The 24,380-nt window shown below is 61.2% G+C and carries 23 protein-coding genes; 4 read left to right on the top strand and 19 right to left on the bottom strand.

Annotated features, from left to right (window positions below; translation table 11 throughout):
- The first annotated feature begins 39 nt into the window (after nt 1–39).
- Both ACP15S_RS01885 and ACP15S_RS01890 read left to right on the top strand, forming a co-directional pair.
- A complete protein-coding gene (locus tag ACP15S_RS01885; RefSeq protein ID WP_425039633.1) occupies nt 40–2,214 on the top strand; it encodes an ATP-binding cassette domain-containing protein in 2,175 nt (724 codons plus the stop codon).
- Nucleotides 2,211–3,398: an HlyD family type I secretion periplasmic adaptor subunit gene (locus ACP15S_RS01890; protein WP_425037883.1), complete on the top strand. Its 1,188-nt coding sequence runs from the start codon at nt 2,211–2,213 to the stop codon at nt 3,396–3,398. The genes ACP15S_RS01885 and ACP15S_RS01890 overlap by 4 nt, the downstream gene beginning before the upstream one ends.
- A 3-nt stretch (nt 3,399–3,401) precedes the next feature.
- On the opposite strand, the gene ACP15S_RS01895 is transcribed toward ACP15S_RS01890, so the two are convergent.
- The 11 genes from ACP15S_RS01895 to ACP15S_RS01945 form a co-directional block, all read right to left on the bottom strand.
- A complete protein-coding gene (locus ACP15S_RS01895; protein WP_425037884.1) occupies nt 3,402–4,421 on the bottom strand; it encodes a glutathione S-transferase C-terminal domain-containing protein in 1,020 nt (339 codons plus the stop codon).
- Between the two features lie 10 nt (nt 4,422–4,431).
- The gene (locus tag ACP15S_RS01900; RefSeq protein WP_425037885.1) at nt 4,432–4,998 is read right to left on the bottom strand and encodes a hemerythrin domain-containing protein; all 567 of its coding nucleotides are present in this window, start codon (nt 4,996–4,998) and stop codon (nt 4,432–4,434) included.
- 113 nt (nt 4,999–5,111) lie between these two features.
- Nucleotides 5,112–5,558, bottom strand: coding sequence for a D-aminoacyl-tRNA deacylase (dtd, locus tag ACP15S_RS01905; protein WP_425037886.1), 447 nt, complete (start codon nt 5,556–5,558; stop codon nt 5,112–5,114).
- Nucleotides 5,558–6,460 carry a carbohydrate kinase family protein gene (locus ACP15S_RS01910; RefSeq protein ID WP_425039634.1) on the bottom strand — a complete coding sequence of 301 codons (903 nt, stop codon included), beginning with the start codon at nt 6,458–6,460 and terminating at the stop codon, nt 5,558–5,560. The genes dtd and ACP15S_RS01910 overlap by 1 nt, the downstream gene beginning before the upstream one ends.
- Before the next feature lie 271 nt (nt 6,461–6,731).
- Nucleotides 6,732–7,838 carry a primosomal protein N' (replication factor Y) - superfamily II helicase gene (locus ACP15S_RS01915; protein WP_425037887.1) on the bottom strand — a complete coding sequence of 369 codons (1,107 nt, stop codon included), beginning with the start codon at nt 7,836–7,838 and terminating at the stop codon, nt 6,732–6,734.
- 133 nt (nt 7,839–7,971) lie between these two features.
- Nucleotides 7,972–9,078 (bottom strand): SPFH domain-containing protein, encoded by a 1,107-nt coding sequence (locus ACP15S_RS01920; protein WP_425037888.1) that lies wholly within the window; start codon nt 9,076–9,078, stop codon nt 7,972–7,974.
- A 68-nt stretch (nt 9,079–9,146) separates the two neighbouring features.
- Nucleotides 9,147–10,124 (bottom strand): DUF2927 domain-containing protein, encoded by a 978-nt coding sequence (locus ACP15S_RS01925; protein WP_425037889.1) that lies wholly within the window; start codon nt 10,122–10,124, stop codon nt 9,147–9,149.
- A complete protein-coding gene (locus ACP15S_RS01930; protein ID WP_425037890.1) occupies nt 10,125–11,318 on the bottom strand; it encodes a toxic anion resistance protein in 1,194 nt (397 codons plus the stop codon).
- Between the two features lie 21 nt (nt 11,319–11,339).
- A complete protein-coding gene (locus ACP15S_RS01935; protein WP_425037891.1) occupies nt 11,340–12,233 on the bottom strand; it encodes a 5-bromo-4-chloroindolyl phosphate hydrolysis family protein in 894 nt (297 codons plus the stop codon).
- The gene (locus tag ACP15S_RS01940; RefSeq protein WP_425037892.1) at nt 12,233–12,430 is read right to left on the bottom strand and encodes a hypothetical protein; all 198 of its coding nucleotides are present in this window, start codon (nt 12,428–12,430) and stop codon (nt 12,233–12,235) included. Before ACP15S_RS01940 ends, ACP15S_RS01935 begins: the two co-directional genes overlap by 1 nt.
- A gap of 145 nt (nt 12,431–12,575) precedes the next feature.
- Nucleotides 12,576–13,349, bottom strand: coding sequence for a pseudouridine synthase (locus ACP15S_RS01945; RefSeq protein WP_425037893.1), 774 nt, complete (start codon nt 13,347–13,349; stop codon nt 12,576–12,578).
- 106 nt (nt 13,350–13,455) lie between these two features.
- Here ACP15S_RS01945 and ACP15S_RS01950 point away from each other — a divergent pair, with 106 nt between their 5' ends.
- Together ACP15S_RS01950 and ACP15S_RS01955 are read left to right on the top strand one after the other, a co-directional pair.
- The gene (locus ACP15S_RS01950) at nt 13,456–13,908 is read left to right on the top strand and encodes a nucleoside deaminase (RefSeq protein WP_425037894.1); all 453 of its coding nucleotides are present in this window, start codon (nt 13,456–13,458) and stop codon (nt 13,906–13,908) included.
- Nucleotides 13,905–14,447, top strand: coding sequence for a pseudouridine synthase (locus ACP15S_RS01955; protein WP_425037895.1), 543 nt, complete (start codon nt 13,905–13,907; stop codon nt 14,445–14,447). Before ACP15S_RS01950 ends, ACP15S_RS01955 begins: the two co-directional genes overlap by 4 nt.
- A gap of 3 nt (nt 14,448–14,450) precedes the next feature.
- Here ACP15S_RS01955 and tmpB read toward each other — a convergent pair whose 3' ends face one another.
- The 8 genes from tmpB to ACP15S_RS01995 all read right to left on the bottom strand — a co-directional run bounded on the left by tmpB (nt 14,451) and on the right by ACP15S_RS01995 (nt 24,013).
- Nucleotides 14,451–15,059, bottom strand: coding sequence for a (R)-1-hydroxy-2-trimethylaminoethylphosphonate oxygenase (gene tmpB, locus ACP15S_RS01960; RefSeq protein WP_425037896.1), 609 nt, complete (start codon nt 15,057–15,059; stop codon nt 14,451–14,453).
- Nucleotides 15,056–16,201, bottom strand: a complete 1,146-nt coding sequence (tmpA, locus tag ACP15S_RS01965) for a 2-trimethylaminoethylphosphonate dioxygenase (RefSeq protein WP_425037897.1) — start codon at nt 16,199–16,201, stop codon at nt 15,056–15,058. The genes tmpB and tmpA overlap by 4 nt, the downstream gene beginning before the upstream one ends.
- Nucleotides 16,202–16,691: 490 nt before the next feature.
- The gene (locus ACP15S_RS01970) at nt 16,692–17,741 is read right to left on the bottom strand and encodes an ABC transporter ATP-binding protein (RefSeq protein ID WP_425037898.1); all 1,050 of its coding nucleotides are present in this window, start codon (nt 17,739–17,741) and stop codon (nt 16,692–16,694) included.
- Nucleotides 17,741–18,994: an MGH1-like glycoside hydrolase domain-containing protein gene (locus tag ACP15S_RS01975; RefSeq protein ID WP_425037899.1), complete on the bottom strand. Its 1,254-nt coding sequence runs from the start codon at nt 18,992–18,994 to the stop codon at nt 17,741–17,743. Before ACP15S_RS01975 ends, ACP15S_RS01970 begins: the two co-directional genes overlap by 1 nt.
- Before the next feature lie 5 nt (nt 18,995–18,999).
- Entirely contained in the window at nt 19,000–20,208 is a 1,209-nt protein-coding gene (locus ACP15S_RS01980) for a carbohydrate ABC transporter permease (protein WP_425037900.1), read from the bottom strand.
- Nucleotides 20,205–21,446 (bottom strand): carbohydrate ABC transporter permease, encoded by a 1,242-nt coding sequence (locus ACP15S_RS01985; RefSeq protein ID WP_425037901.1) that lies wholly within the window; start codon nt 21,444–21,446, stop codon nt 20,205–20,207. The genes ACP15S_RS01980 and ACP15S_RS01985 overlap by 4 nt, the downstream gene beginning before the upstream one ends.
- A 63-nt stretch (nt 21,447–21,509) precedes the next feature.
- Nucleotides 21,510–22,862, bottom strand: coding sequence for an ABC transporter substrate-binding protein (locus ACP15S_RS01990; RefSeq protein WP_425037902.1), 1,353 nt, complete (start codon nt 22,860–22,862; stop codon nt 21,510–21,512).
- A complete protein-coding gene (locus ACP15S_RS01995; RefSeq protein WP_425037903.1) occupies nt 22,859–24,013 on the bottom strand; it encodes a LacI family DNA-binding transcriptional regulator in 1,155 nt (384 codons plus the stop codon). Before ACP15S_RS01995 ends, ACP15S_RS01990 begins: the two co-directional genes overlap by 4 nt.
- Nucleotides 24,014–24,380 lie beyond the last annotated feature (367 nt).

Here is a 24,380-nt window from a genome sequence, read left to right on the forward strand (position 1 = left end):
GCCGACACCCCCCGACGATTTCTGGCCTCTGGCCGGGCCATGCTGCATGCGGTGACGGACACCGCCCGCAAAGTGCAACCCCGGGCCAAGGAAACCCCACATCAAGCCCGGATGCGCCGCCGGGCCGACCTCGTGCGCGTCTATGCGCGGCTCATCGGTAGTGATGCCTCTGTCACGGATGTCATGCAGGCTCTGGTCCCTGACGTGCCCGAAGGGCAATCGCCCTCAGCCAACGCTTACGGGCGTGCCATCACGGCGGCGGGTCTTGTGGCGCATGTCCAGAGCGATCAGCGTCTCGACGCGGGGGCTTGGCCTGCCCTGGCGGAGATGTCATCGGGCCAATGGGTCCTCGTTTTGTCGCAAGACGCAGATACGCTGACGATCTATGACGCCTCTGAGAAGGACAAACGCGCCACCGTGTCCTTGCTGGAATTCCAGCCTTTTTTCACGGGCCAATTCATCCAGATCGAGCCAAAGCTTGAAGATCTGAACGCGGCCCATGGCGCGGCACCGGCGCGCAAACACTGGTTCTGGGGCGCATTCACAACCCATTACCGGTTTTTCGTGGAGATCGTGCTGGGCTCGATGGTGGCCAATTTGCTGGCTGTGGCCGTCGCGCTCTTTTCGCTGCAGGTTTATGACCGGGTGATCCCGCATCAATCGACGGCGACGCTTTGGGTTCTGGCCATTGGCGCGGGGCTGGCGCTGTTGTTGGAAGCGGGGCTGCGCATCGCCCGCGCGCGTCTGATCGACGGGGCCGGGCGGCAGATCGAGATGAAGGTTCAGGGCCTGTTGATGGACCGCCTGATCGGGATGCGTGTCGATACCGCAGGGCGCTCGCCTTCGCAGTTGTTCACGGCCATGCGCGAGTTTGGCTCGGTGCGCGAGTTCTTCACAGCCTCTGCCGTTGGCGCCATGGCGGATATTCCGTTCCTCTTTATCTTCCTGTTGATCGTGGCCTCCATCGGGGGGCCTGTGGTCTGGGTGCTGATTGCAGGCGGGTTGCTCATGGTGTTGCCATCCTTCCTGTTGCAGCGCCGCATGATCCGGCTAACCCAAGAGATGCAGGGCGCATCAACAAAAGTCTCGCGTCTGCTTCAGGAGAGCGTCAGCGAGCTGGAGACAATCAAAACGCAACGCGGCGAGGATCGCATTCGCCGCATGTGGTCGGACCTTACAGCGTTGCAAACTCTCAAGAGCTCGGATCAGCGCAAGCTGGCCTCCGCGCTCACCTTCTGGAGCCAGGGCGTGCAGCAAGCGACCTATGTGGGCGCCGTGATCGCGGGGACGTTCCTGGTCTTCGCAGGCCAGCTCACCGTGGGCTCGATCATCGCGATTGGCATTCTGACGGGGCGCACACTCGCGCCGCTCACACAGCTGGCCAATACGCTCGCGCGCTGGTCCAACGTCAAGGCCGCGCTGGATGCGCTGGACGGCGTGGCCGATGCGCCACAGGACGAGGTCGATGGCCGCAGCTACCTGCGCCGCGAAACGATTGACGGTGCGTTTGAGCTTCATGAGATCACCTTCGGCTATGACGATGAAGGCCGCCCTGTGTTGGACATTCCGGGCCTTGCCATTCGCCCCGGCCAGCGCCTGGCCGTGTTGGGGCCCAATGGCACCGGCAAGTCGACCTTCCTGAAAGTTCTGGCGGGGCTCTGCGCTCCCAGGACCGGTCGCATCCTGCTCGACGGGACGGATATGGGCCAGATCGCGCCCAAGGATATCCGCCGTTTGGTGGGCTATCTGGGTCAGGACGTGCGCCTGTTTGCAGGGACATTGCGGGACAATCTCAACCTGACGATGCTGGAGCAGGATGACACACGGCTCATGCAGGCGCTTGATTTTGCTGGCCTTGGCCCCTTCGTGCGCAATCATCCGCAGGGCCTTGATCTGGAGATTGCAGATGGCGGTGTGGGCCTGTCCAATGGCCAGCGCCAATCCATCGGCTGGGCGCGGCTGTGGCTGCAAGACCCTGTCGTGTGTCTGCTCGATGAGCCAACGGCAGCGCTCGATACCACGCTTGAGAAAACGCTGATCTCCCGGCTCGACACATGGCTTGAGGGGCGCACCGCCGTCATCGCGACCCATCGCATGCCCATCGTTCAAATCGCCACCCGGACCCTCGTTCTGCAAAATGGCCGTCTGGCTGTTGATGGTCCGCGTGAACAAGTGCTGCAACATCTCACTCAAGCCAAGGTGTCCGCCGCATGAGCACAGCCTCCACGAATTTCGTCTCCCAGCTGAACGCCCGCCTGTCGGGGCCCTCCATGATGATCTGGCTCTGCGCCGGGACCGTGTGGGTTTTCATTCTCTGGGCGGCCAATGCGTGGATTGATGAGATCGTGCGGGCAGAGGGGGCAATTATCTCGTCCTCCCGGCCCCAGATCATCCAGAACCTCGAGGGCGGAATCCTCTCGCAATTGCTCGTCAAGGAAGGCGATGAGGTGATGCGCGGGGACATTCTCGCGCGGCTGCATGCGACGCAGTTTCAATCCTCAGTGGATGATCTGCGCGATCAGATCGCTGCGCTGGAGATCCGCGGGCTGCGTCTGGAAGCAGAACTCGCCGGGCAGTTTGATTTCATCGTCCCGCCCGCGCTTGCGGCACGGATGCCCAATATCGTGGCCTCTGAGCGCGCACTTTTGCAAGCGCGCCAATCTGACTTTATCTCGCGCCGCGAAGGGGCAGAGCGCGTGCTTACGCAGGCCAGCAGCGAGCTGCGTCTGATGGAGAACATGCTCGATAAAGAGGTCGTGGCCCTCATCGAGGTGACCCGCGCGCGCAAGGCCCATGCGGATGCCAAGATCCGGTATGACGAAGTGGTCACACAGGCGGAGCTCAAGCGCGCGCAGGAATTCTCCGACACGTTGAAAGAAATTGCGACACTGCGCCAGAACCTCAAGTCGTCTCAGGACCAGCTCAATCGCACTGTGCTGCGCTCGCCGCTCCACGGTGTGGTCAACAAGCTCTCGGTCACGACCATCGGCGGTGTGGTGCGCCCGGGCGAGGAAATCCTGCAGATCGTGCCGCTGGATGAAGAGCTCTTTGTCGAAGCGCGCGTTGCGCCATCCGACATCGCCAATATTCGCCCCGGGCAAGAGGCGACGGTCAAACTCTCGGCCTATGATTATACGATCTTTGGCGCGCTCAAGGGGCGGGTGGATTTCATCTCCGCAGATACCTTCCGCGATGAACGCTCCTCGGCGCCCGATGGCAATCCGCACTACAAGGTGACGCTGCGTGTGGATATGTCCTCGCTCTCGGATCGTCAGGCGCAGGTCGAGATCCGGCCCGGCATGCAGGCCCAGGTCGAGCTGCACACAGGCGAACGCACGGTGATGCAATACCTGCTCAAACCGCTCTACAAATCCCGCGAGGCGCTGCGCGAGCCATAGGCCTCAGCCGCGCGCCAATTCAGGATGCGCGTAAGCCTCTGGATAGGGCGTCGGATGCGTCGGTCCCAGAGGGACCACCCCGTTCCAGCTGCGCCCGAAGTATCCTTGTCGGCAGTGGATAAGCGAGCCCGCTTCCGCTACATTGTCCATCCCATAGACCCGACAGAGCCAGCGCCACAGATGCGGGTAATCCAGAATATGTGCGCCGTTGAGTTTCATGCGCAGATAATACACGGGATCATGCCGGTAGAGGGTTGGGAAAAGCCTGAGATCAGCCTCGGTAAACCGATCACCCGTCAGGAAGGGGCGGCCATCCGAGAGTCTGTCTTCCAACGCGGCCAATGTCGCGAAATAGGCCTCGAACGCGCTCTGGTAGACCGCCTGATCTGACGAAAACCCCGCCTTGTAGGCGCCGTTGTTGATGGTCGTGTAGATTTGCGCGTTCAACGCATCGATCTGAGCGATGAGGGTGGGATCATTCGGGCGCAGGCGCGGTCTCTGGGGCAGGGTGCTGCCCAAAGCTCTCGCGTGGAGATCCAGCATCCGGATGATGTCCGCGCTCTCGTTGCTGACGATGCGCTTGGCGATCTTGTCATAGAGGATCGGGACGGATTGCTCCTCGGATCCTTCTGCCGCGTAAATGTCCTTTGCCAGACGCAGACCGCGCCCGGTGCCGGTCTCGCGGGTGCATTCGGGCAAGGGGGCCCCAGTCAAGGTGGCGACGCGTTCCGGCGAGAATTCCCAAAGATTGGGCCCGCGCGGATCGTCCTCGCCGGTCCGGTTCGGGAAGGCCACGTCCAGGGTGATGCTGTCCTGCAGACCCAGAACATTGCGCGCGAGCGTCACCCGATGGCACCACGGGCAATTGAGCGCGACAAAGAGATGATAGCGCCCCGGGACCGCAGGAAAGTCTGCGTCTCCAAGGGCATGGCGAAAGCCGCTGACGCCGCGCACGAATTCGCCTCGTGCGCGGCGCGCAGGCGCTTGGGCCTGATCTTCTTGGGTTGAGACATCTTTGGTCATGACGTCAGTCTCACCCTCTGAGCCTGTGATGCAAGATGATCGGCACCGCCAGGTCTTCTTCATCGCTCAAGTGCCTTTTAAGAAAGGCCTCGATAACCTCGCTCGTGGCATGGACGACGGCTGCTTCCTCGTGGGCCTGCGCCTCATCCAGAGAGGTCAGCTTGATCATGCGGTTGGCTGCGCGTGTGAAATCGTCCAGCACACGGTCAAGCTCGGCATGGTCGGCCTCCAGAATTTCCAGGCCTGCGTCAAACCGAGGGTCCGCCGCAGAGAGTTCGGGGAAATAGCTGTGATCTTCCCAGCCGTGATGACCATGCAGGTTCCCCACCAAAGCGCCGCCAAAGCGAGACAAGCGATCGGCATACTCATCAAGGCCGATGTCCTTGTTGAGCACGCCTTCGCTATCCAGCCGAACGCGTTCCGCCAGACGGCGAAACATCTGATGCGCACCAAGCCAGTGTTTGGTTTTTTCGCGAAAGCCGGGATGAGCCTCCCATGTATCGCGTGGATAGCGATCCAAGAGAAACCGCATCTCTTGCGGCATATCATCTTGGCGGATTGCGTATGTGTCGAGCATCGGTTCACTCCTTTCCCCAAGGAAATGGGTGCGCGATGGGGGATTGTGACTCCGCAGAAGCGCACAGGCACCCTGCGTCAGCTCACGCGAGCGTGAGGCGCTCCGATGGGATTTCAGAGGGCGTCTGTGTCCATCCAGATCGTGACAGGGCCGTCATTGATGAGTGACACTTTCATATCCGCGCCAAACTGGCCGGTTTGAACGGGGATGCCAAGCGCTCCCAAGTGTTGGGCGAAAAGGCCGTAGAGGCGTTCCCCCTCCGCCGGTGGTGCGGCCGCCGAGAACCCGGGGCGGTTGCCGCGCGAGGTGTCCGCCGCCAATGTGAACTGGCTGACAACGAGCGCGCTGCCGCCCTGATCCAAAACGGAGCGGTTCATCTTGCCTGCCTCATCGGTGAAGATGCGGAGTTTCGCGATCTTGGCGGCCAGCTTTTCAGCCGTCGCATCGGTGTCGCCCTGCATGGCGCAGACAAGGATCAATAGGCCCGGACCTGTTTCACCAATGACGTCGCCATCGACCCGGACAGCCGCCTCTGTGACCCTCTGCAACAGGGCCCGCATCAGGCCAGCTCATGGGCCCAGGGCGGGTTGGCCGCGGCGCGAGATACAGTCACCGCGGCGGCCTTGATGGCCAGCTCCATGGCCGGTCGGACCGTCTGCGCTGTCAGGGCGGAGCGGCTCAGAGCGCTCGCCTGCGCAAGGCCCGCAAGAAAGCCCGCGTTGAATGTGTCTCCTGCACCAACGGTGTCGACGACCTGCGCTGTCTGTGCAGGCAGGCTGAGGGTCTCGTCCGCAAAATAGGCCGTGGCCCCTTCGGAGCCTTTGGTCATCAGGATCACGGCAGGGCCCTGTTCGGAGGCCAGGAGACCCCGCGGATCGTCTGTTCCAGTGATCCAATCCAGATCTTCATCGGACACTTTCACGACATCGGCATGGGCCAGCATCTCGGTCAATCGTGCGCGGTAGCGCGCCTCATCCGTGATGAAGGCAGGGCGGATATTGGGGTCGATCATGACAAGCCGCGATCCGGCGCGGCTGCACAGAGCGGCGTAGGTATCTGCGGCGGGTTCGGACACGAGCGAGATCCCACCAAAGAAAAGCGCGCCTGTGGATGTGGGCAAAATCGGGAGATCTGCTTCCGTGAGGCTGCGACCTGCGGTGTTCTCATCATAAAACGCATATGTCGCGTGACCGTCCTTGAGGGTCACGAAAGCCAGCGTCGTGGGAGCTGCGCTGCGCGGGCAAAGCGCGTGATCCACATTGGATGCGTCAAGAGCCGCACAAAGCTGCTGGCCGAAGAGATCTGTTGACAAGCCACCAAAATAGCCGGAAGGCGCACCAAGCCGGCCCAAGGCAATGGCTGTATTGAACACAGCACCGCCTGCCGCTGGCAGAAACAGATCCCCTTCAGCGCTTTCGCGCGGCAACATGTCGATAAGCGCTTCACCGCAGCACAGGATCATCGCAATAAACCCCTCAAAAATGTTTGCGCAAACATGATGTGCGTTGAGCGAATTGGCAAGGCGCATTCGAAGTTGCGGCATGTCAAAGACAGGGACTGTGGCATTGGCTAGAATAGGCATGACAACAGACAAAGGGAGCACGGCGTGTTTGTTTTGTTGTCGAACCGTGAAATTGAGCGCTCAATGGCCAACGGGAGGGCTCTGGCGCCGCGTCGAGGGGGCGGGGCGCCAGTTTCCATAGTTATTTCCGCGACAGTCAGTTTTGCAGGATTCAACTTTGAAGCGCGATTGTGTAGCCGATGATGGCTGCAATGAGCAGTCCGGCCAGGGTGGCCAGTGTAATCTTTAGCGTGGACCAGGGCCGCTCACCCTGAACCCGGCCTGTCCGCCCGTTGACGACAAAGCGATAGGTCGTGCCGCGATATTTGTAGGCGGCGAGCCAGACCGGCAACAAGACGTGCTTGAACGTGACATCGCTCAGGCGCGTGTCGATGTCGTGGATACGCTGGCGATCTCCGCCGATGTCAAAGCGCACATCGCGCGCGATGGTGGCGTCCATGATGGCGCGGGCCTCGGTAAATCCCTCATCGAGGGGCACCTGATAACCTTCGGCGCGAAAGCCCGCCAGAAATTCCGGGCGATAGGGCTCCATGGCCGTCAGATCCCATGGCTGCAGCCCATCGGTGAAGCGTTTGGGCAGTGAGCGGGAGGCCAGCACGACCACATCGTCGAAAAACCGCGCCACACGTCCCGAGACACGGCGCCAGCGCACCTTGGCCACCTGCACACGCTCGCGCTTGCCATTTCGGGTCACCGTGCGCGTCTCGTAGTAGACCGTGCCGCGCTCGCCTGCGTAGCGTGATTTCGTCTCAGCGTCGAAGGTCCAGTAGGGCACGTATATGCCCTGCATCTTGCGCCCCTTGCGCGCGTAGTCCTGCAGGCCATTGGGCGCGAACCAGAGCGAGCCCAGCCACTCCGACATGGCCGATTTCGCGGCGCGCTCATCGAGGGCAAAGGGCAAGAGCCCGCGCGGCTTGATGTGACGATGGGTGCCGGTATCAACGACAACTGGTGTAGCGCAGAAGGGGCATTCCCTCGCGTGCAGATGCGGATCAAACTCGACCTGTGCCGCACAATTGGGGCAGGAGGAGACCCGCGTTTCCTCCATTTCGAAGTCCGGAAGATCGGCATTGAGCGCTTCCGCGAGGTCGAGCTCTTTGATCGCGCGTCCCGCCCAGGGCCCCGCTTCGATCGAAGCTGCGTTGCCGCAATGATCGCATATGAGGCCGTTGGTTTCAGGATCGAACCGATAATCCGCGCCGCATTGATCGCAGGGGAAGCGATGTTCGGTGATCGGGCTCTCGGCAGGCAGGGTCATGTGTGATCTGGCATTGTGCGGTTTATGTCATGTCAGCTGGGGGCTTTGCCCCCGACGCCCGCGTGGCGGGCGTCTCCCCCAAGGTATTTGAGGACAAAAGAAGAGTGGGTTCCTGCGCTTTTTGCCCGTGTGGTCAGGCACCGGGGGGCGGGGGCGGCAGGATGGTGAAAAGCTGCGCCAGTTCCATGACGTCTCCGGCGCGCATCCAGCCGTCCTGTCCGGCTGTCCAGACATAGGTCTCGCGCGTGAGTTCTCCCTCGGCAGCCATGCGCCCGAGCTTGGCCTTGGAAAAGGGGCCCGTGGTCTGTCCGTTTTCAGCGATGTGCCAGACATGCTCCACCGGGGGCGGGGGCGGGGCGATCGCCGCGGGTTGTGGCGCGGCGTTGACCGCGCTCCAGGGGCCACTGGCTTGATTGGCGATTTGCATTCCCATGGCCGCACCCATGCCTGCCTGGATCGCGCCAGCACCTGCACCATCGCGCCCAAGCGCTTCGGCGGTTTGGAACTGCATGTATTCGCCCAGATTGCCGATCACACCCATGGAAGAGCGTTTGTCCATCACCTCTTCCACCGCAGGCGGCAGGGAGATGTTTTCGACATAAAGCTCCGGGAGCGAGAGGCCATATTGTGCCAGCTGCGGCTCGATTTCGCGCGCCACAAGCTGGCCCAATTCGCGGGTGTTGGCGGCCATGTCCATCACGGGGATCCCGGCCCGGGCGATGGTGCGGGAGAATTCCTGCACGATGATGTTGCGGATCTGGTAGGAGATCTCGTCCATTGTGAACTCGCCGTCGGTGCCCACGATCTCCACGAGGAAGCGCGCGGGATCGGTGACGCGGACACTATAGGTTCCGAAAGCGCGCAGGCGCACGGGACCAAACTCGGGATCGCGGCAGATGACAGGGTTTTTCGTGCCCCATTTGAGATTTTGAAAGCGGGTGGTGTTGACGAAGTAGATCTCGGATTTGAAGGGCGAGCGAAATCCGTGGTCCCAATGATTAAGCGTCGTCATGATGGGCATGTTATTGGTCTCGAGCATATAGAGACCCGGGGTGAAGACGTCGGCCAGCTGGCCTTCATGCACGAAGACCGCGGCCTGACCCTCGCGAACCGTCAGCTTGGCGCCGTATTTGATCTCGTGGCCTTCGCGTTCAAACCGCCAGACCATTGTATCGCGCGAGTCATCGACCCAGTGGATCACGTCGATGAATTCACCGGACAGAAAATCGAAAATACCCATGGTGGTCTCCTTGCCCTCGTTTTTGGGCCTTGCATGTCTGGTGCGCCGGGGTTGCGGCGCGGTGTGTGTCAGCTGTCTGTCTCGCCCATCAGCTCAGCAGCGACGCGCCGGATGATCGGGCGGGCCTCTTGCAGGCTCATGCCCGGGCGCAATGCGGGGGTGTAGAGAATGCGCAGCAATTTCTCGTCGTGGGATGTCAGCAGAGCAAACTCATCATCGTCATTGAAGATGGAGGGGCGCGCCAGCGGGCTGTCATTGGCCAGCCCCAACCCTTGGGCGATCTCTTCGTGAACGCAGGAGCGGCGCAGCAGATTGGGGTGCTCTGTCCGAATGAGCGCGATGGCGCGCGCGTAATCATAACTGCCCGATGCGCCGGAAAAGGCAATCACGAGGCAATGAATATCGCGCGGCAGGTTACGAAAGATGTTGAGCGCCGTTTCGTTGATATTGGGTACAATTGCGCGGATGCGACCGGGTAGGGCGGGGGCATCGTCCTCTGACATATACAACACATGGAAATTGGGCGCGGTATCATCAAGGCTCATGGGGTGGCCCGTCAGACGGGCGAGCCGGGCCACGTACCGCGCGACCTCCGCGCGATCTGCGGCGCGGGTTTCTTCCGGCACGCGCGCGCCGAACTCGACGCCAAACCGAATGGGGACGCTCCATTTCTTGAGCCGCCCGATCTCCCCACGCGCCGCCGTAAGCCCTGCGCCCCGCTGGTATTCATCGTAGAAGGCAATGCGCTCGAAATTCTCCATGAGAATGCGGGCATCGTAGGATGTATCGACCCCGCCGCCATCAGTGCGCAACAGGCCTTGCGCGACGAGGCGGGCTTCCAGCCGGGTAAAATAGCTCGCCAGGGCCTGAGACTGGGCCGAGGGCCGAACCACTGTGGGGGCAGGGGGCGGTGGCGGCGGCACAAGCGCCGCCGGGCGCTCGGGCGGCACCGGAACGGGATCAACGTTCTGAAATATCTGGCAGCCCGAGAGCGCCAGCGTTGCCGCCAGCGCGCCCAGATGCCTATGCCAAGTCCTGCGGGTCAATCAGGCACGCGGAACGGAAGTGGCGGCCGTGTCACCCACGCCGTCGCGGCGCGCTTTGGCCGACGCCAGCGTATCGCGCAGCTCGGCTTCCATCTTCTTGAGCTCTTCCTCGGCGGCCGCACGGCGCGCCTTGCCTTCGTCGGCAATCTGCAAGCTCTCGTTGATGGTCCCGATCAGATCGGCATTGGCCTGTTTGACGGCCTCGATATCAAAGACGCCCCGCTCCATTTCCTCGCGGATCATCTTGTTGCTGTCGCGCAGGTTCTTGGCGTTGGACGTCAGCAGCTCGTTGGTCAGGTCATTGGCGTCGCGCACGGCGGCAGCGGCCTCGGCGGAGCGTTGGATCGTGACGGCTTGCGCCAGCTGCGTCTCCCAAAGGGGAACTGTGTTGACCAGCGTCGAGTTGATCTTGGTTACGAGGCTCTTGTCGTTTTCCTGCACCAGACGGATCGAGGGCAGCGATTGCATTGTGACCTGCCGCGTCAGCTTGAGGTCATGGACCCGGCGTTCCAGATCATCGCGCGCGGCGCGCAGATCGCGCAGCTCTTGCGCCACCATGACCTGATCGTTCTCGGCCGCGGCCTGCACTTGGGCGTCCTTGGCGGGGATGGTGTCTTCATCCAGCACGCGTAGCTTTTCTTCGCCGGCCGAGATGTAGAGCGCCAGCTCGTCATAGAAGGCGAGGGTTTTCTCGTAGAGCATGTCGAGCGATTTGATGTCCTTCAAAAGGACGTGCTCGTGGCGCAGGAGGTCTTCCGTGATATTGTCGATCTGGCCCTGCACCTTTTCGAACTTCGCAGTGAACTTGGCAAAAGGGGCTGCGCGCCCGATGAGCTTTTCCCACCAGGAGCGTTCTCGGCGCACATCCAGCTCGGAGACGGAAAAGCCACGGATCGTGGTGACGATACCGCGCAGACTGTCGCCTGCCGGGCCAACGTCCTTGTTGCGCACGTCCTGCAGCATGGCCTGCGAGATTTCCTGAAGCTCGGCTTGAGCAGCAGAGCCAAACGACACGATCGATTGCGTGTCGGCCATGTCAATCTCATCCATGCGCTTCTTGATTTCGCTGCCCACGGGGGCGGGCGCTGCGGCCAGCGGTACGATCTCAGTCGATGGCTCCGGCAGAACCACTGCACTCACTTCTTCGACCATGGCCAGCGCTTCGGCCGCTTTTTGACGAACATTCTCACCCATTGGTTTTCCCCTTACGCGTTATCAATCCAGACGCACGCCTTCGCGGCTCAAACGGTCGCGCAATACGTCAATTTCAATCGCCAGATCAGCATTGCTGTCGGAGAGCAATTTGGCCGTCTTGGCGATGTAGTTTTCTTCCATATCCGTGAGCAGCATCATGTAATCGCTGCGCGCCTTGGCATCACCCGAGCGCGCGAAGATGTCGGCGAATTTGACGGACGCATCTCGCGCCCCCATGAGGTAGACGCCGAGATAGCGCCGCGCCGCCGTCAGATCGCGCGGATCCTCTTCGACGGTGCGCAGCATCTCCCGCACGCTGCCCGCAAAACGCTCGACGCGGGCTTCCACCTGGCGGTCCTGCGCGCGGCGCACGGCGTCGGCCATCTCCCGCAGGTAGGCTTCTGCTTCATCGACAACTTTTGCGACGCGGTCCTGTTGGAACTGGTCGACCCCTTCCGCGCCCTTGTCGCGCAGCGGGTCCAGCCCGAAAGCCGTGATGTGCAGCGCTGTGGTGATGATGCCGTAGAGCGCCGCAGCGCTCAGTGACACATCGTGCGCGCTGGCGGCCAGAAATGTCCCCACGCCCACGAGGCCCGCGCCGAAAATCTTGCGCGGGATGGCGGGCCGCTTGGCCACTTTGCGGGCGTGATAGGCGTCTTCCGCCTTGAGGCCTTCGCGCGTCAGCCATGCGGCAATGGTCCAGACGCCTGCGCCCAAAAGACCAATGGCGAGGCTGTTGGCGCCATCCCAGAAGGTTGTCGCAATCAGCACAATCGCGGGAATGAACAAAATATTAGAACGTGCGCCCACCGGACTGACGCGGGCCCGGCTCCGTGGGCGTGCAGGTCCAGTCGCGGATGCCGAAGACGACCTGTCGCCGTCGGGTGAATATTTGCCGCCGTAGCGTTGCGCCATCACCCTTCTCCCAACGCGCCGGAGGCGACGCCAAACATCGCCGCGATGAGAACGGCGTAGGCTACTTTCTGAATTGCATTGAGGCGCGGATGGGCGCGCTCCGCGCCAGCGGCGCTTTTGCTCGACAGCGCAACGACCATGCTGACCACCGCCAGTGCGGCACCCGCCACCAACAACAGTAGCAATAGTCTCGACATGTCGTGTCCGCCCCCGCGTAGTCCCTTTGATCAGGCTAGCCTATGGCACGAAAGCTTGCCAGCCCGGATCGGCAGTCTCTTGCCCATCAATGCCTACATAAGAACCGCGCGGCTGGGTTTTAGGGGGAAAGCGCTGCGCAAAGACTCATTTTCGACGGCGCACGGGCTTGGGGCGGTCGGGCTTGGCCCCTTCCAATCCCAGCTGATCGCGCAGCACGCGGCCGCGCACTTCCTGCACGTCGCCGGGTTTGAGTTGACCCAGTTGAAACGGCCCGTAGGAGACACGGATCAAGCGGTTCACATTGAGGCCAATGTCCTGCATGGCGCGCCGGATCTCGCGATTTTTGCCTTCACGCAGGCCAACGGTCAGCCAGGCATTGGCCCCTTGCTGGCGATCGAGAGTGACGACCATGGGCTGAAAGTTGGTCCCGTCCACGGTGATGCCAGTGCGCAGGGGCTCCAGGCGGGCATCGGTCGGCCGGCCATTGACACGCACGCGGTATTTGCGGAGCCAACCGGTGGACGGCAGCTCAAGGCGGCGTTTGATTCCGCCGTCATTGGTCAGAAGGAGCAAGCCTTCAGAGTTCAAATCCAGCCGCCCGACACTCATCACGCGCGGCAGGTCTTCGGGCAGATCGTCATAGATCGTGGGGCGGCCTTGCTCATCTCTCGTCGTCGTTACCAGACCCGAGGGCTTGTGATAAAGCCACAACCGCTCACGTTCTTTCTCGCCCAATTCCTTGCCATCAACCGCGATCCGATCCCTGTCCGTGACGTTGAGTGCCGCGCGTTCGATCACCTTGCCATTCACGGAAACCCGCCCTGCAAGGATCATACGCTCGGCTTCGCGGCGCGAGGCCACACCCAGCCGGGCAAGCACCTTGGCAATGCGGTCTCCGGGAGGCGTCTGTTGGGACATCGTTGCAATCCATTTTTCAGCTTGGGCATGCGCCGCGCTCTCTGGCAAGAGCGTTGCCCATTCGCTACCCGCTTGCGCGTCAGGGCACAAGCATGCAGGAGAAGACATGACCTTTCGCTCACATATGGACCTGGCGCTTGCCGAGGCGCGCGCGGCGCAAGCACGTGGCGAAGTTCCTGTGGGGGCTGTGCTGGTGTCGCCGGACGGGCGCATCGTTGCGCAAGCGGGCAATCGGACCCGGGAATTGTCTGATCCCACGGCGCATGCCGAAGTTCTGGTTCTGCGCGCGGCCTGTGCAGCAATTGGTTCAGAACGACTGCCCGGCTTTGATCTTTATGTCACGCTTGAGCCTTGCACGATTTGCGCAGGCGCGATTGCTGCGGCGCGAATTGCGCGGCTCTATTACGGCGCGAGCGACCCCAAATCCGGGGGGGTGGCCCATGGTGCGCGGGTCTTCTCGCATCCGCAGGCCCATCATGTGCCGGAGATCTATGACGGGATTGGCGCGGAGGCCTCTGCGTCTCTCTTGAAGCAGTTTTTCGCGGAGCGGCGCTCATGAAGCCCCGTGTGATCCTGTTTCACAAGCCTTTCGGAGTCCTGTCGCAATTCACCGACGAGGGTTCGGGGTATCCGACGCTGGCGGATTATATTGATGTCCCTAAAGTCTATGCGGCGGGGCGGCTGGATCGCGACAGTGAGGGGCTTTTGGTTCTGACCGATGATGGCAAGCTGCAAGCGCGCATCGCCAGTCCGAAATTCAAAAAGTCCAAGGTCTATTGGGTCCAGGTCGAGCGCATTCCCGATGACGCGGCTTTGGAGGCGCTGCGGCGCGGTGTTGTCCTCAAGGACGGCAAGACGCGTCCCGCCAAAGTGCGCCGCATGGAGGCGCCAAGCCCCTTGTTTCCGCGCGACCCGCCCGTACGGTTTCGCAAGTCCGTGCCCGATTGCTGGCTGGAGCTGACAATCACGGAAGGCAAGAACCGACAGGTGCGTCGTATGACGGCCCACGTGGGCCACCCGACCCTGCGTCTCATCCGTGCACAAGTGGGCGATTGGCATCTGGGTGGTTTGCGCCCGGGGGAGTGGCGTGAGGCCTGAGCCTCAGCCTTGCGTTTTGACGCTGAGATCCTGCGCATGGGCATCTACCAGACGCTGGATCATCGGGGCAAAGTGCCAAAAGTCCGGCGTTTCCATGTCCGGCCGTTTGCCTGCATCATCAAGATAGCGCACGGCGATGATCTTCTCGAGATTGGGGTTCTGCTCAAAGACGGCGACTTCCTCGGCCGTCATGGGGCCGCCTTGCAGATTGAGCGAATGCACGGAGGCCTCCGAGAGCCGCGCGGCATACTCGGGCCGCGTCGCACAAAGATAGCGTTTGGCGGCCACATGGTAGCGCACGCAATCGGTCACGACGCTGGGCAGAAACTGTTCCAGAACTTGAGCGCCCGCGTCCTCGTGATGCCGGTCTTCGGTGTCATTCATGCTGAATGTGCCGAATTCGCTCGTGAAATGCCCGATGTCGTGCAGCAAGGCGCTGACGATGATCTCCTCGGATTGTCCGCTCTGCTCGGCCATGGTGGCCCCTTGCAGCATGTGCTGGCCCATATTGACGGGCTCCCCGAGATATTCCTCCGCGCCACGGCGATCAAAGATGGATCCCAGGAACGCAACGATTGTCTCCCGTGTCAGCGTGACGTCAGCTTGCTTCATGCGGCTCCCTCCGCAGCGGCGGCGTGTATCATGGCCTCATAGGTCGAGCGCAGCCCGTCCATGTCCGCATAACAGCCCTGAAGCCAGCGCGTCCCCGTGCCGGAATAGCCCTTCCGGGCATGCAGCACCCGCGTGTTGTCCACGATGAAGGCCTCGCCGGGCTCCAGCCGGAAGGTCACTTCCATCTGCGGATCATCGATGATTTCGCCAAGCCGCCGGTAGGCCTCATAGAAGAGGGCCATTTTCTCGAAGGGAATATCTGTCGGCGCGGCCATGGAGCGATTGTTGAACCGCACGGCGCGCAAAGTGCCATCCGGGTCCAGCTCGATCATCGGCTTGCGGGCCTTCAGGCACACCCCTTTTTCGCCCGCAAATTCAAAGCGCGCGGCATGGTCGGCCAGAACGTCGAAATAGGCGGGGTTTTCCTCTCGCAAGCGCAAGGCGGCGGCAAAACCATCCACGACCATGTTCTCCCCGCCCGCCGCAGAGCTTTCGAGGCAATAGAGCACTTGAACCGTTGGGACAGGATCGCGGTAGGGGTTGTCGGTATGGGCCTGCAGGCCCAATCCCGTGTAGGCCAGATTGGTCGGGTTCACCTCGGTTCTTACCTCAAAAAGGCGTCCGTAATTTGTCTCGCGCACATAGCCAAACAAATCCACGACATCGAAGAGCGCGCCTTCGCGCCGCGGGCCACCGCTGAGCTTGGCAAAGCCCAGCCGCGTGATCTCACCCAGCCAATCGCGCAGGGCAGCTCCACGCTGTGTGAGCGCGCTGTACTCTTCCACGGGCACGTCATGTTGCAGCGTATTGTCCCAAGTGGTCACACCCTCGGGCAGCGCGCCTCGCTGCGCGCGCTGCGCATTGTCATAGGCATGGCGCTCCAACCATGCGACATCGAAGCGAATGGTCTTGTTTTCCGGCGCAAACGTAAGGTCAATGTCATCGCCGCAGGGAACGGCTGCACTGATATGGGTATTGGCTGGCACGTCCCGCAAGGTAATCAGCCTTTGCCCGTTGCTGACTGCGCGCGTGTCGGGGTCTGTCGCATTGTCGCGCAGCCAAATCGCATGAAATCGCGTCTGCCGTGCGCCGTTTGTGATCGTGAGCACGTCACCCGCCGGTGTCAGGCTTACCTCAGCCATCTTGTGTCCCTCTTCCCAAATGTTTTGAGCGGGAGCCTGCCATGCCCGGGCTTCTGTGGCAAACGCTGTGACTTGCCTCACGCGGCACCCATCGGCCCGTGTGACGTTCTTCGCAGTCTTTAGCGTTTGCTCTGCGTGAGAGCGCATGGGTCTGTCTTGTCAGAACTTGCGCTTCTGATCGCGCTGCTGTCGGGGCGTCTCGGAACGGAGATAGTAAAAGTGCCACCGGTGTCGATGGTCATGCGCCGACTGCGTCTTGGCGCCATTTGATTTGTTTGACTAAGAAAGACAGATGTGCCGCCGAAAGGCCGGTGCGCTATCGCGCGGCGTTGAGCATCGCATCCGGGTCTCCCGACCAACACGGCCTATCCCATGACGCGGCGTCCCGTATTTTCATTGTCGCAAAAATCGCCATCCCATCTCAATCAGGGCCTGTCGAAAACAGGTTGAGAAGAACACTCTGACGTGTCGTCACACTTGCCGCGCGGGGTCACCGGATGGCCAGACCATCCGCATCAAAGAAGTGTACCCGCTCTGCCGGGAACCCAAGCCCCACTCTCTCGCCCGGTGCCAATTGCGTTTCTCCCGAAACCCGGACCGTCACCTGACCCAAGGCACCGCAATCGAGAATGATGAAACAATCCGCGCCAAGGTATTCGACCACGTCAATCGTGCCATCAATCGCGCCATCGCCCGCCGGGCCAACCTCGATATGTTCCGGCCTGATGCCCAGATGGGTCGCCGCGCGCGCGCCGGAATAAGCCATGCCGCGCCCACCAGCGAGCGAGACCTCACCCGCCTGCGTCGCGCAGGGCATCACATTCATCTTTGGTGAGCCAATGAACTGCGCGACAAAGAGGTTGGCCGGGCGCTCATACAGCTCTCGGGGCGTCCCGACCTGCGCAATCGTGCCGAATTCCAGTACGACGATCTTGTCGGCCAATGTCATGGCTTCGACCTGATCATGGGTGACGTAGATCATTGTCGAGGCGAGGTTCTGGTGCAGCTTCGCAATCTCGTATCGCATCTCGACGCGCAGCGAAGCATCCAGATTGGACAAGGGTTCATCAAACAAAAACGCCGTTGGATCGCGCACGATAGAGCGCCCGATGGCCACACGCTGACGCTGGCCACCGGAGAGATCCTTGGGGCGGCGCTCGAGGTAGTCCTCGAGTTTGAGCACCGCTGCTGCGCGGTTCACCTTTTCCTCGATTTCCGCCTTGGGTGCGCCCGCAGTTTTGAGCGAAAAGCCCATGTTTTCACGCACTGACATATGCGGGTAAAGCGCGTAGCTTTGAAACACCATCGTCAGGCCGCGCTTGGCAGGCGGCTCAGGCGTCACGTCGCGGCCATCGATGAGGATTTCACCGCGTGAGGTTTCCTCAAGACCGCCGATCATGCGCAGCAGCGTTGATTTTCCGCAGCCCGACGGGCCCACGAAAATGACAAACTCGCCATCATGAATCTCCAGATCGACACCCTTGATCACCTGGACATCGCCGAACCATTTTTCGACGGCCTTCAACTGGATCGCGCCCATCAGAGGCCTCCTTTTGACGGCGAGGCCCAGCCCAGCCAGACAGCGGCGGTCCAGGTAAAGGTCCCACCTCCCGCAGCATCGCCTGTGATCGGGTCAAAATATTCCGCAAAGCCATGCCGCGTGATGAGATTTGCCGTGGACTGGCGCAGCGCTGCGCCGCGCGTCTCATGGCCCATCTCGGTGAGGCCGAAGCCAATCAGGGCATTCATGATGCCCCAGGTGGGGCCGCGCCAGTATCGTTTCGCGTCAAACCTGTCGGATGAGGGATCATGGCTTGGCACAGGGTAGTCGCACAGCCCGGCAATGCGATCATATTGTGTAATCATCTCTGGCCGATCAATCCCGCCGTACCAACACAGGAAAGACGCATTGGACACGCAGCCCGCCCATTTGCCCGAGCGCACGTCCCGCGCATCATAACAGGCTAGCTCAGGGTTCCAGAGCGTTTCGGCCCCGGCTTCCAATATGGCGATGTCTCGCTCGATGTCAGAGATATCTTCACCAAGGCGCGCGCCAATATCCGCAAGATCCCGGTGCGCGCGCAGGAGGATGAACGTCATGGTGGGATCAGCCACACGGAACGGGTTTTGGTCGAGCAATTGCGCTTCGTCCCATTGCAGGCGGCGCCCCAATTGCACGAGCCAGATATACCTATCGTAATCGTATTTCGTGGGCCGCATCGCGGGATCTACGTGACTTGTGTCGCGGCGCGTGTACTCGCCGACGCCTTCGGGGTTGATCCCGGCCATGGCGCCGTCCCAGTCGGGCGTATTGTCCCGGCCCGCCTCCCAGGGATGCGTGATGCACACAGCACCCCGGTCCAGCCGCCAGCGCATGAACCATTGATGCCACCGTTTCATCTTGGGAAAGAGCCGTGCGATCGCGGCGCGCCCCGCATCGGGGTCCATCTCAAACATCCGCTTTGCAAAACTTGCCGCGACGGGCGGCTGAGAGATCCCTGAGGAGGCAACAGGTCCAATGCCGCCCCAGACATCCGGACCCGGGAAATATCCCGGATCAGGCTTGTGGAAGAGGATATGCGGCACCATGCCGTTCTCCCATTGTCCGTCAAAGAGTGTCTCTATCTCTGTCCAGGCGCGCTGAATGTCGAAATGGGCAAATCCATAGGCCGCGAAGGCGCTGTCCCAATTCCATTGATAGGGGTAGAGCCCGGCCGTGGGCACCGTGTAGCCGCCGCGATCGTTGCCGCGCAGAATGGCCCGGGCTTGCTCATCCATAGGTGTGGCGTTCATCGTGTTCATCCTTTGACACTCCCGGCTGTCAGGCCCTTTGTCATGAATTTCTCAAGCCCCAAAAACAGCACCATGACAGGCACTGTCGCGATGACAGCACCGGCCATGAGATGTTCGCGGGGGATTTCGGAAGAGTTCAGCATCGCAACCCCGCGGGTCAGCGTGAACTTTGAGGGATCGTCCAGCAACATGAACGCGAGCAGGAACTCATTCCAGGCGATCATGAAGACATAAAGCGAGACCGAAGCCAGCGCCGGCAAGGCGAGAGGCAGGGTGATTTTCCATATGACTTGCAAGCGGTTGAGGCCGTCCATCAGCCCCGCTTCTTCGACCTCTGCCGGCAAACCGCGAAAGTAGCCCTGCAACATGTAGAGCGCGACAGGGATGGTCGTGACCGGGTAGATCAGCACGATCCCCAGAACAGTGTTGCGCAACCCCGTGACCGAAAACGCGATATAGATCGGCAGCGCCAGAACGATCATGGGCACCATGTAGATCAGCAGGATTGAGCGGGAAAACGCTTTGCGGCCCGAAAACTGTAACCGCGCCACCGCATAGGCGCCGGGGATGGAGAAGGCCAAGGTAATGAAAACCGTGAGCACGGAGACGTAGAAACTCGTCCACATGTAGGTGCCAAAGTTGAAGTCGCGGAAGAGCTCCTCATAGCTGCGAAACAAGCCCCAGCCCTTGCCCCAGTCGAGCGAGAAATCGAGCGGGTTTTGCAGCAAGGCCGATTGGGATTTCAGCGATGTCATCACCATGACGTAGAAGGGGATCAGGACAATGGCCGTAAAGAAGATATAGCCAAAACCCGTCAGGAAGCGGATCCAGGCCTCCTCCATTTCGTGTCGGCTCATAGCGCCAAAGGGCGCACCGCGCATGATCGCCAGGCTCGACCAGGCCATGATCAGCGCCAGCGACACCGCGGCGAAGATCTCAGTGGTCAGGCTGCTCTGCATGGCCATCGGGCCGATGCCTGCATAGGTGGTGACAAAGGTCAGGATCGAAATCGCGCCAAGCCGGGCCTTCTCGCCTATCTCCAAAACCGCGATCAATCCAAGCGCCGCGCCGATCACAAGCGAGATTGTCAAAACAGGCCGGAACGCATCCCCCGTCGCAAAGGACATTGTGATGGCTGTCGTCGTGGCCAGAATGAAAAGCCACAAAGCGCCAATCAAAGGGCCGGTGACATAGCCGTAGCGTAGATGTCTCATAGACCTTCCTCTCGGCTGATGAACCTGAAGAAGAAAAAGCTGAACCCGATGAGACAGGCAAAGATGACCACAGCCACCGCTGCGCCCGCACCGATATTGGAGACGGCAAAGGCCTGCTCGTAGACATTCACCGTCAACGTGCGCGTCCCGGCATTGCCGCCTGTCAAAAGGAAGATGTCGTCGAACTTGTTGAACGTCCAAATGAAGCGCAGCAGGAACAGGACAGACAAGATCCCCAAAAGCATCGGCAGGCTGAGATACCAGAACTTCTGGAACGGCGACGCCCCGTCCATATCCGCCGCCTCATACATATCGCTGTCGATGCTTTGCATCCGCGCAAGGATGAACAGGAACGACAGCGGGAAATACCGCCAGATCTCGAAGACCGTGACCATAATGAGGGCCAGCGGGCGCTGACCAAAGAAGTTGATTGCCTCAGACGTCACTCCCATCTGCAACAAAAGCGCATTGGCCGAGCCCGAGAAGGGGTCAAAGAGGTTCACCCATGTAAAGGCCACAGCGATGACCGGGGCGACGTAGGGAAACAGGTAAAGCCCGCGCAGGATGCCCTGTCCGCGAAAGCTCTTGTTGAGCAACATGGCCGCAAAGAGGCCCATGATGATGGCGCCCAATGTGCCAAACACCGTGTAGAAAATGGTGACCCAGATCACGGTCCAGAACTCTTCGCCGTTAAAGATCCGGGCAAAGTTCTCGAGGGTGAATTCTGCGTTGGTGAGAATCGAGGAGCCGCTGCCCGTCAGCGCTGGCTCTGACCCCTCGACGGCCTCTTCGGCCGCGTCTTCGCTCATGCCATCGGCGAGCATCACCGGAATGCGCAAACGCTCGTTGTAGCGCGCGGGCAAGGTGCCCAGATCACAGTTCAACGCCGCGCCGGACAAGCTGCACATTTCGGGAAGCGCGCCCGTCACAACGACCTCCGGCGGGATCTCGTCGCGGATTGTGACACCTGTAAGTTCCACATCCTGGCTGGAGTTGCGAAGACGATATTCGATGCGCATTTCGTCGCCCGAGCCGCGCAGGCTCTCGCGCAGAATGGGGGCAGGTGGACGCAGGTCCGCCAAGCCTATGGGTTTGAAACTGATCCAGAAAATCGCGAGCAACGGCAGGATCACGACCAGCGAGACGATCGAGATTGTGGGCAACAGCAACGACCACGCCAAACGCGCTTCGCGTTTTTGCAGCGGGCCCGTGCCTTTGGGTGGGGAGGCTGTTTGCATATCAATCGCTCTCGAAAAGGGCTGATCCGCCCCGGACATCTGCCGGGGCGGACGGTTTTTGACTTACTCGATTGCGCCCAGTTGCTCGTTCATCGCGGCCACAGCGGCTGCGGCGTCGATCTCACCGTCGATGAACTGACGCACAACGCGGTTGATGACCTGGCTGTTGATCATCTTGGAGGCGAGGCCCAGCTGACCCTCGGCCACACCCCAGCGCTGGGCCACGTCGAGGCCGCCAACGATCTCGTCGATCATGGCTTGCTCATAAAGCTCACCCAGAGGCGCTTTGCGGTCCACGCCGACAGGCAGTTTGGCCCAGGCTTCCGAGAATTTCGCGGGTTCCTCAGCTGTGCCCCGACGCACTGGGAACTTGCCCTCAGGCGCGATGGAGAGCGTCTGGGTATAGCCCTCATCCATGGAGAATTTCACGAAATCCATGGCTGCATCGGTGTCGGCATCATTGGTGATCCCGAAGTAGCGCACATCACCCCAGGCTGCGCCATCGGGGTTGGAAGGGCCGGAGAAATTGGTCACGATACCGGTCTTGGAGGCCAGCTCGGAAGAGGTGGGGTCATCGTTGATCGTGGGCGGCGCGCTGTCGCGCAGACCGGCCAGTTCATCGAGGATGAAGGGCGACCAGATGATCATCGCGGCCTGACCCGCGAAGTAGAGCTCGCGCGATTGCTGCCAGAACAACTCACCGGGAGGGGAGGCCTCAGCGATGGCCTTGTAGAATTCCAGCACTTCGGTGGTGGCGGCGAGATCAAGCTCCGCCGCGCCCTCTGCATTCACGGGCGAGACGCCATTGGCGAGGAACACATGCTCCAGCACCTGGCTCATGAAATTCTCGTCAACCTTGGTTGCGGCCACAAAGCCATACATTTCTGGCGGGTTATGCAACTTTTCCAGCGCTGCCAGAACATTGGCGTAAGAGGTTGGCGCTTCGAGACCTGCCTCTGCAAACTTATCGGCGCGGTAAACGAGCATCTGCGTCCAGCCATCCACAGGCACGGAGGCCACACCGCCATCAACGGCCGCCATGGCAAGCGGTCCGGGGGCGAAGGTGCCTTCGCCCAGCCCTTCGACAACTTCCGTTGCCGCTTCGGTATCGAGGATGCCCGCTTCGGCCCATGGCAACGCGTATTGCAGCGGATGGTAGATCACATCGGGCAGATCGCCTGCGGCGAAGGCGGCGGTTGCCCGTGTGCCCAGATCAGATTCCGTGACCGGGATGACCTCGACAGATGTGCCGGTTGCGGCTTCGAACTGGGCGGCCATATCTTGCTGTTTGGCCAGGCGTTCGGGCTGCTCTTCAGTTGTCCAGAAGCGGATCGTGTCGGCGCTGACGCTGCCCGCGATAAGGGCAAGCGCAAGCGCGGTGGACGCGATCAGTTTCGCGCGTGTCTGATATGTCATTTTGGTTCCTCCCATTGGACATCAGAATTCAGTTTTGCTTTGAGCCGTGCCGCCAACGCGTCCGAGGTCAGGCTCGGGGGCCGGTCTGATCCACGTTCGATCAAGGTGGCCGGGGCCAGTTCGCGGAGATCCTCGGGCGCTGCACCGCGGATGCGCGCAATGAGCAAATGCGCCAGCCGTTCCCCGGCTTGCCGTGAATTGACGGAAAAAGTGGTCAGCCCCGGGTCTGCATAAGCACCCTCGGGCACACCGTCATAGGCCATGACTGACACTTCCTGACCGATCCTCAGCCCCAAGGCGCGCGCCGCAGCATAGGCGCCAAGAGCGGCGCGATCGACGGCAAAGACGAGGGCGGTTGGGGGCTGCTCCATCTCCAAAAGGGCGTGTGTCGCCGCGGCGCCTTCGCGCGTGTTCATGGCGACGGGACCAATAAGCGCGGGATCGAACGCGAGACCCGACGCCTCCAAGCCTTCAAGGTACCCCTCAATGCGCAGCTTGGAATACGTGTACTGCTGACCGCCCGGGATATGGGCAATACGCCTGTGCCCCAGCGCGGCCAGCCGCGTCACCGCCGCGCGCATCGCATCCTCGCCCTTGATGTCATACCAGGCGCAGCCCCGGGGATCCGCCGTGCGACCAAACATGATGAAAGGCACACCCTGCGCGCGGAGCGTTTCAACGCGCCCGTCCTTGAGCAATGTCCTTGGCAGGATAAACCCATCCGCTTTGCGTTCGTCCACAAGACGGGACAGCGTGCTGCGTACTTCTTTTTCCGTGGGGGCCGTGGCGATTGTGACGGTCCAGTTCTCGGCGCTGGCGGCCTGTGTGACACCGGCAATGAAGTTGGCCAGAAAAGGACGCGCGCTGTCTTCGTCATCAACCTGAAGCACGAGCCCGAGCGAGCGCATCTGGCCTGTGCGAATGGCTTGTGCGTGGCTCAGCGGGCGATACCCCAGCCGTTCGGCCGCCCGGGCGATCCTGAGGCGCGTGGCCTCGGCAATATCAGGGTAGCCATTCAGAGCCCGGCTCACAGTGCTTTTCGTGACGCCCAGCTCACGTGCCACATCGGCAATCGTGACCCTTGCGCGCGCAGGATGCACCCTGTCCAAACCCGTGGCCGCTTTTGCGCTTTGCACGGTATGTCCTCCCATTGGCTGTAGAAGGAAATTCACGAAACCGGTTTCGGCAAGGGTTTTTTGCAAATTGGGCGCGCCTTGCGCAGAGGCTTCTAGCGGCGCAGACTCTCATCCTTGTCAAAGGTTCGGCCTTTTTGGGCAGTGTGCAGACGCGCCTTCCGCACCGGCAAACACCTTGTAGAAAAGGCGCTTGCGCATCGATGAGAACGCGAGACTATTGGAGGGTAGGATAGCTTGGGCGGCTGACTTTCAGATGCCTCAGGCGCACGGCGGGAGGTGTTCCCGTCGAGTTAAACTCAGTGTTCGCTGACGCTGAATTTCCGAGATGCCTTGCGTGATGCGAATCGCTCGGCCTGTCAGGAACTTGGCGAGACTGCCGGGC

This window comes from Primorskyibacter sp. S187A (assembly GCF_049800955.1).
GTDB lineage: Bacteria > Pseudomonadota > Alphaproteobacteria > Rhodobacterales > Rhodobacteraceae > JAKVBH01.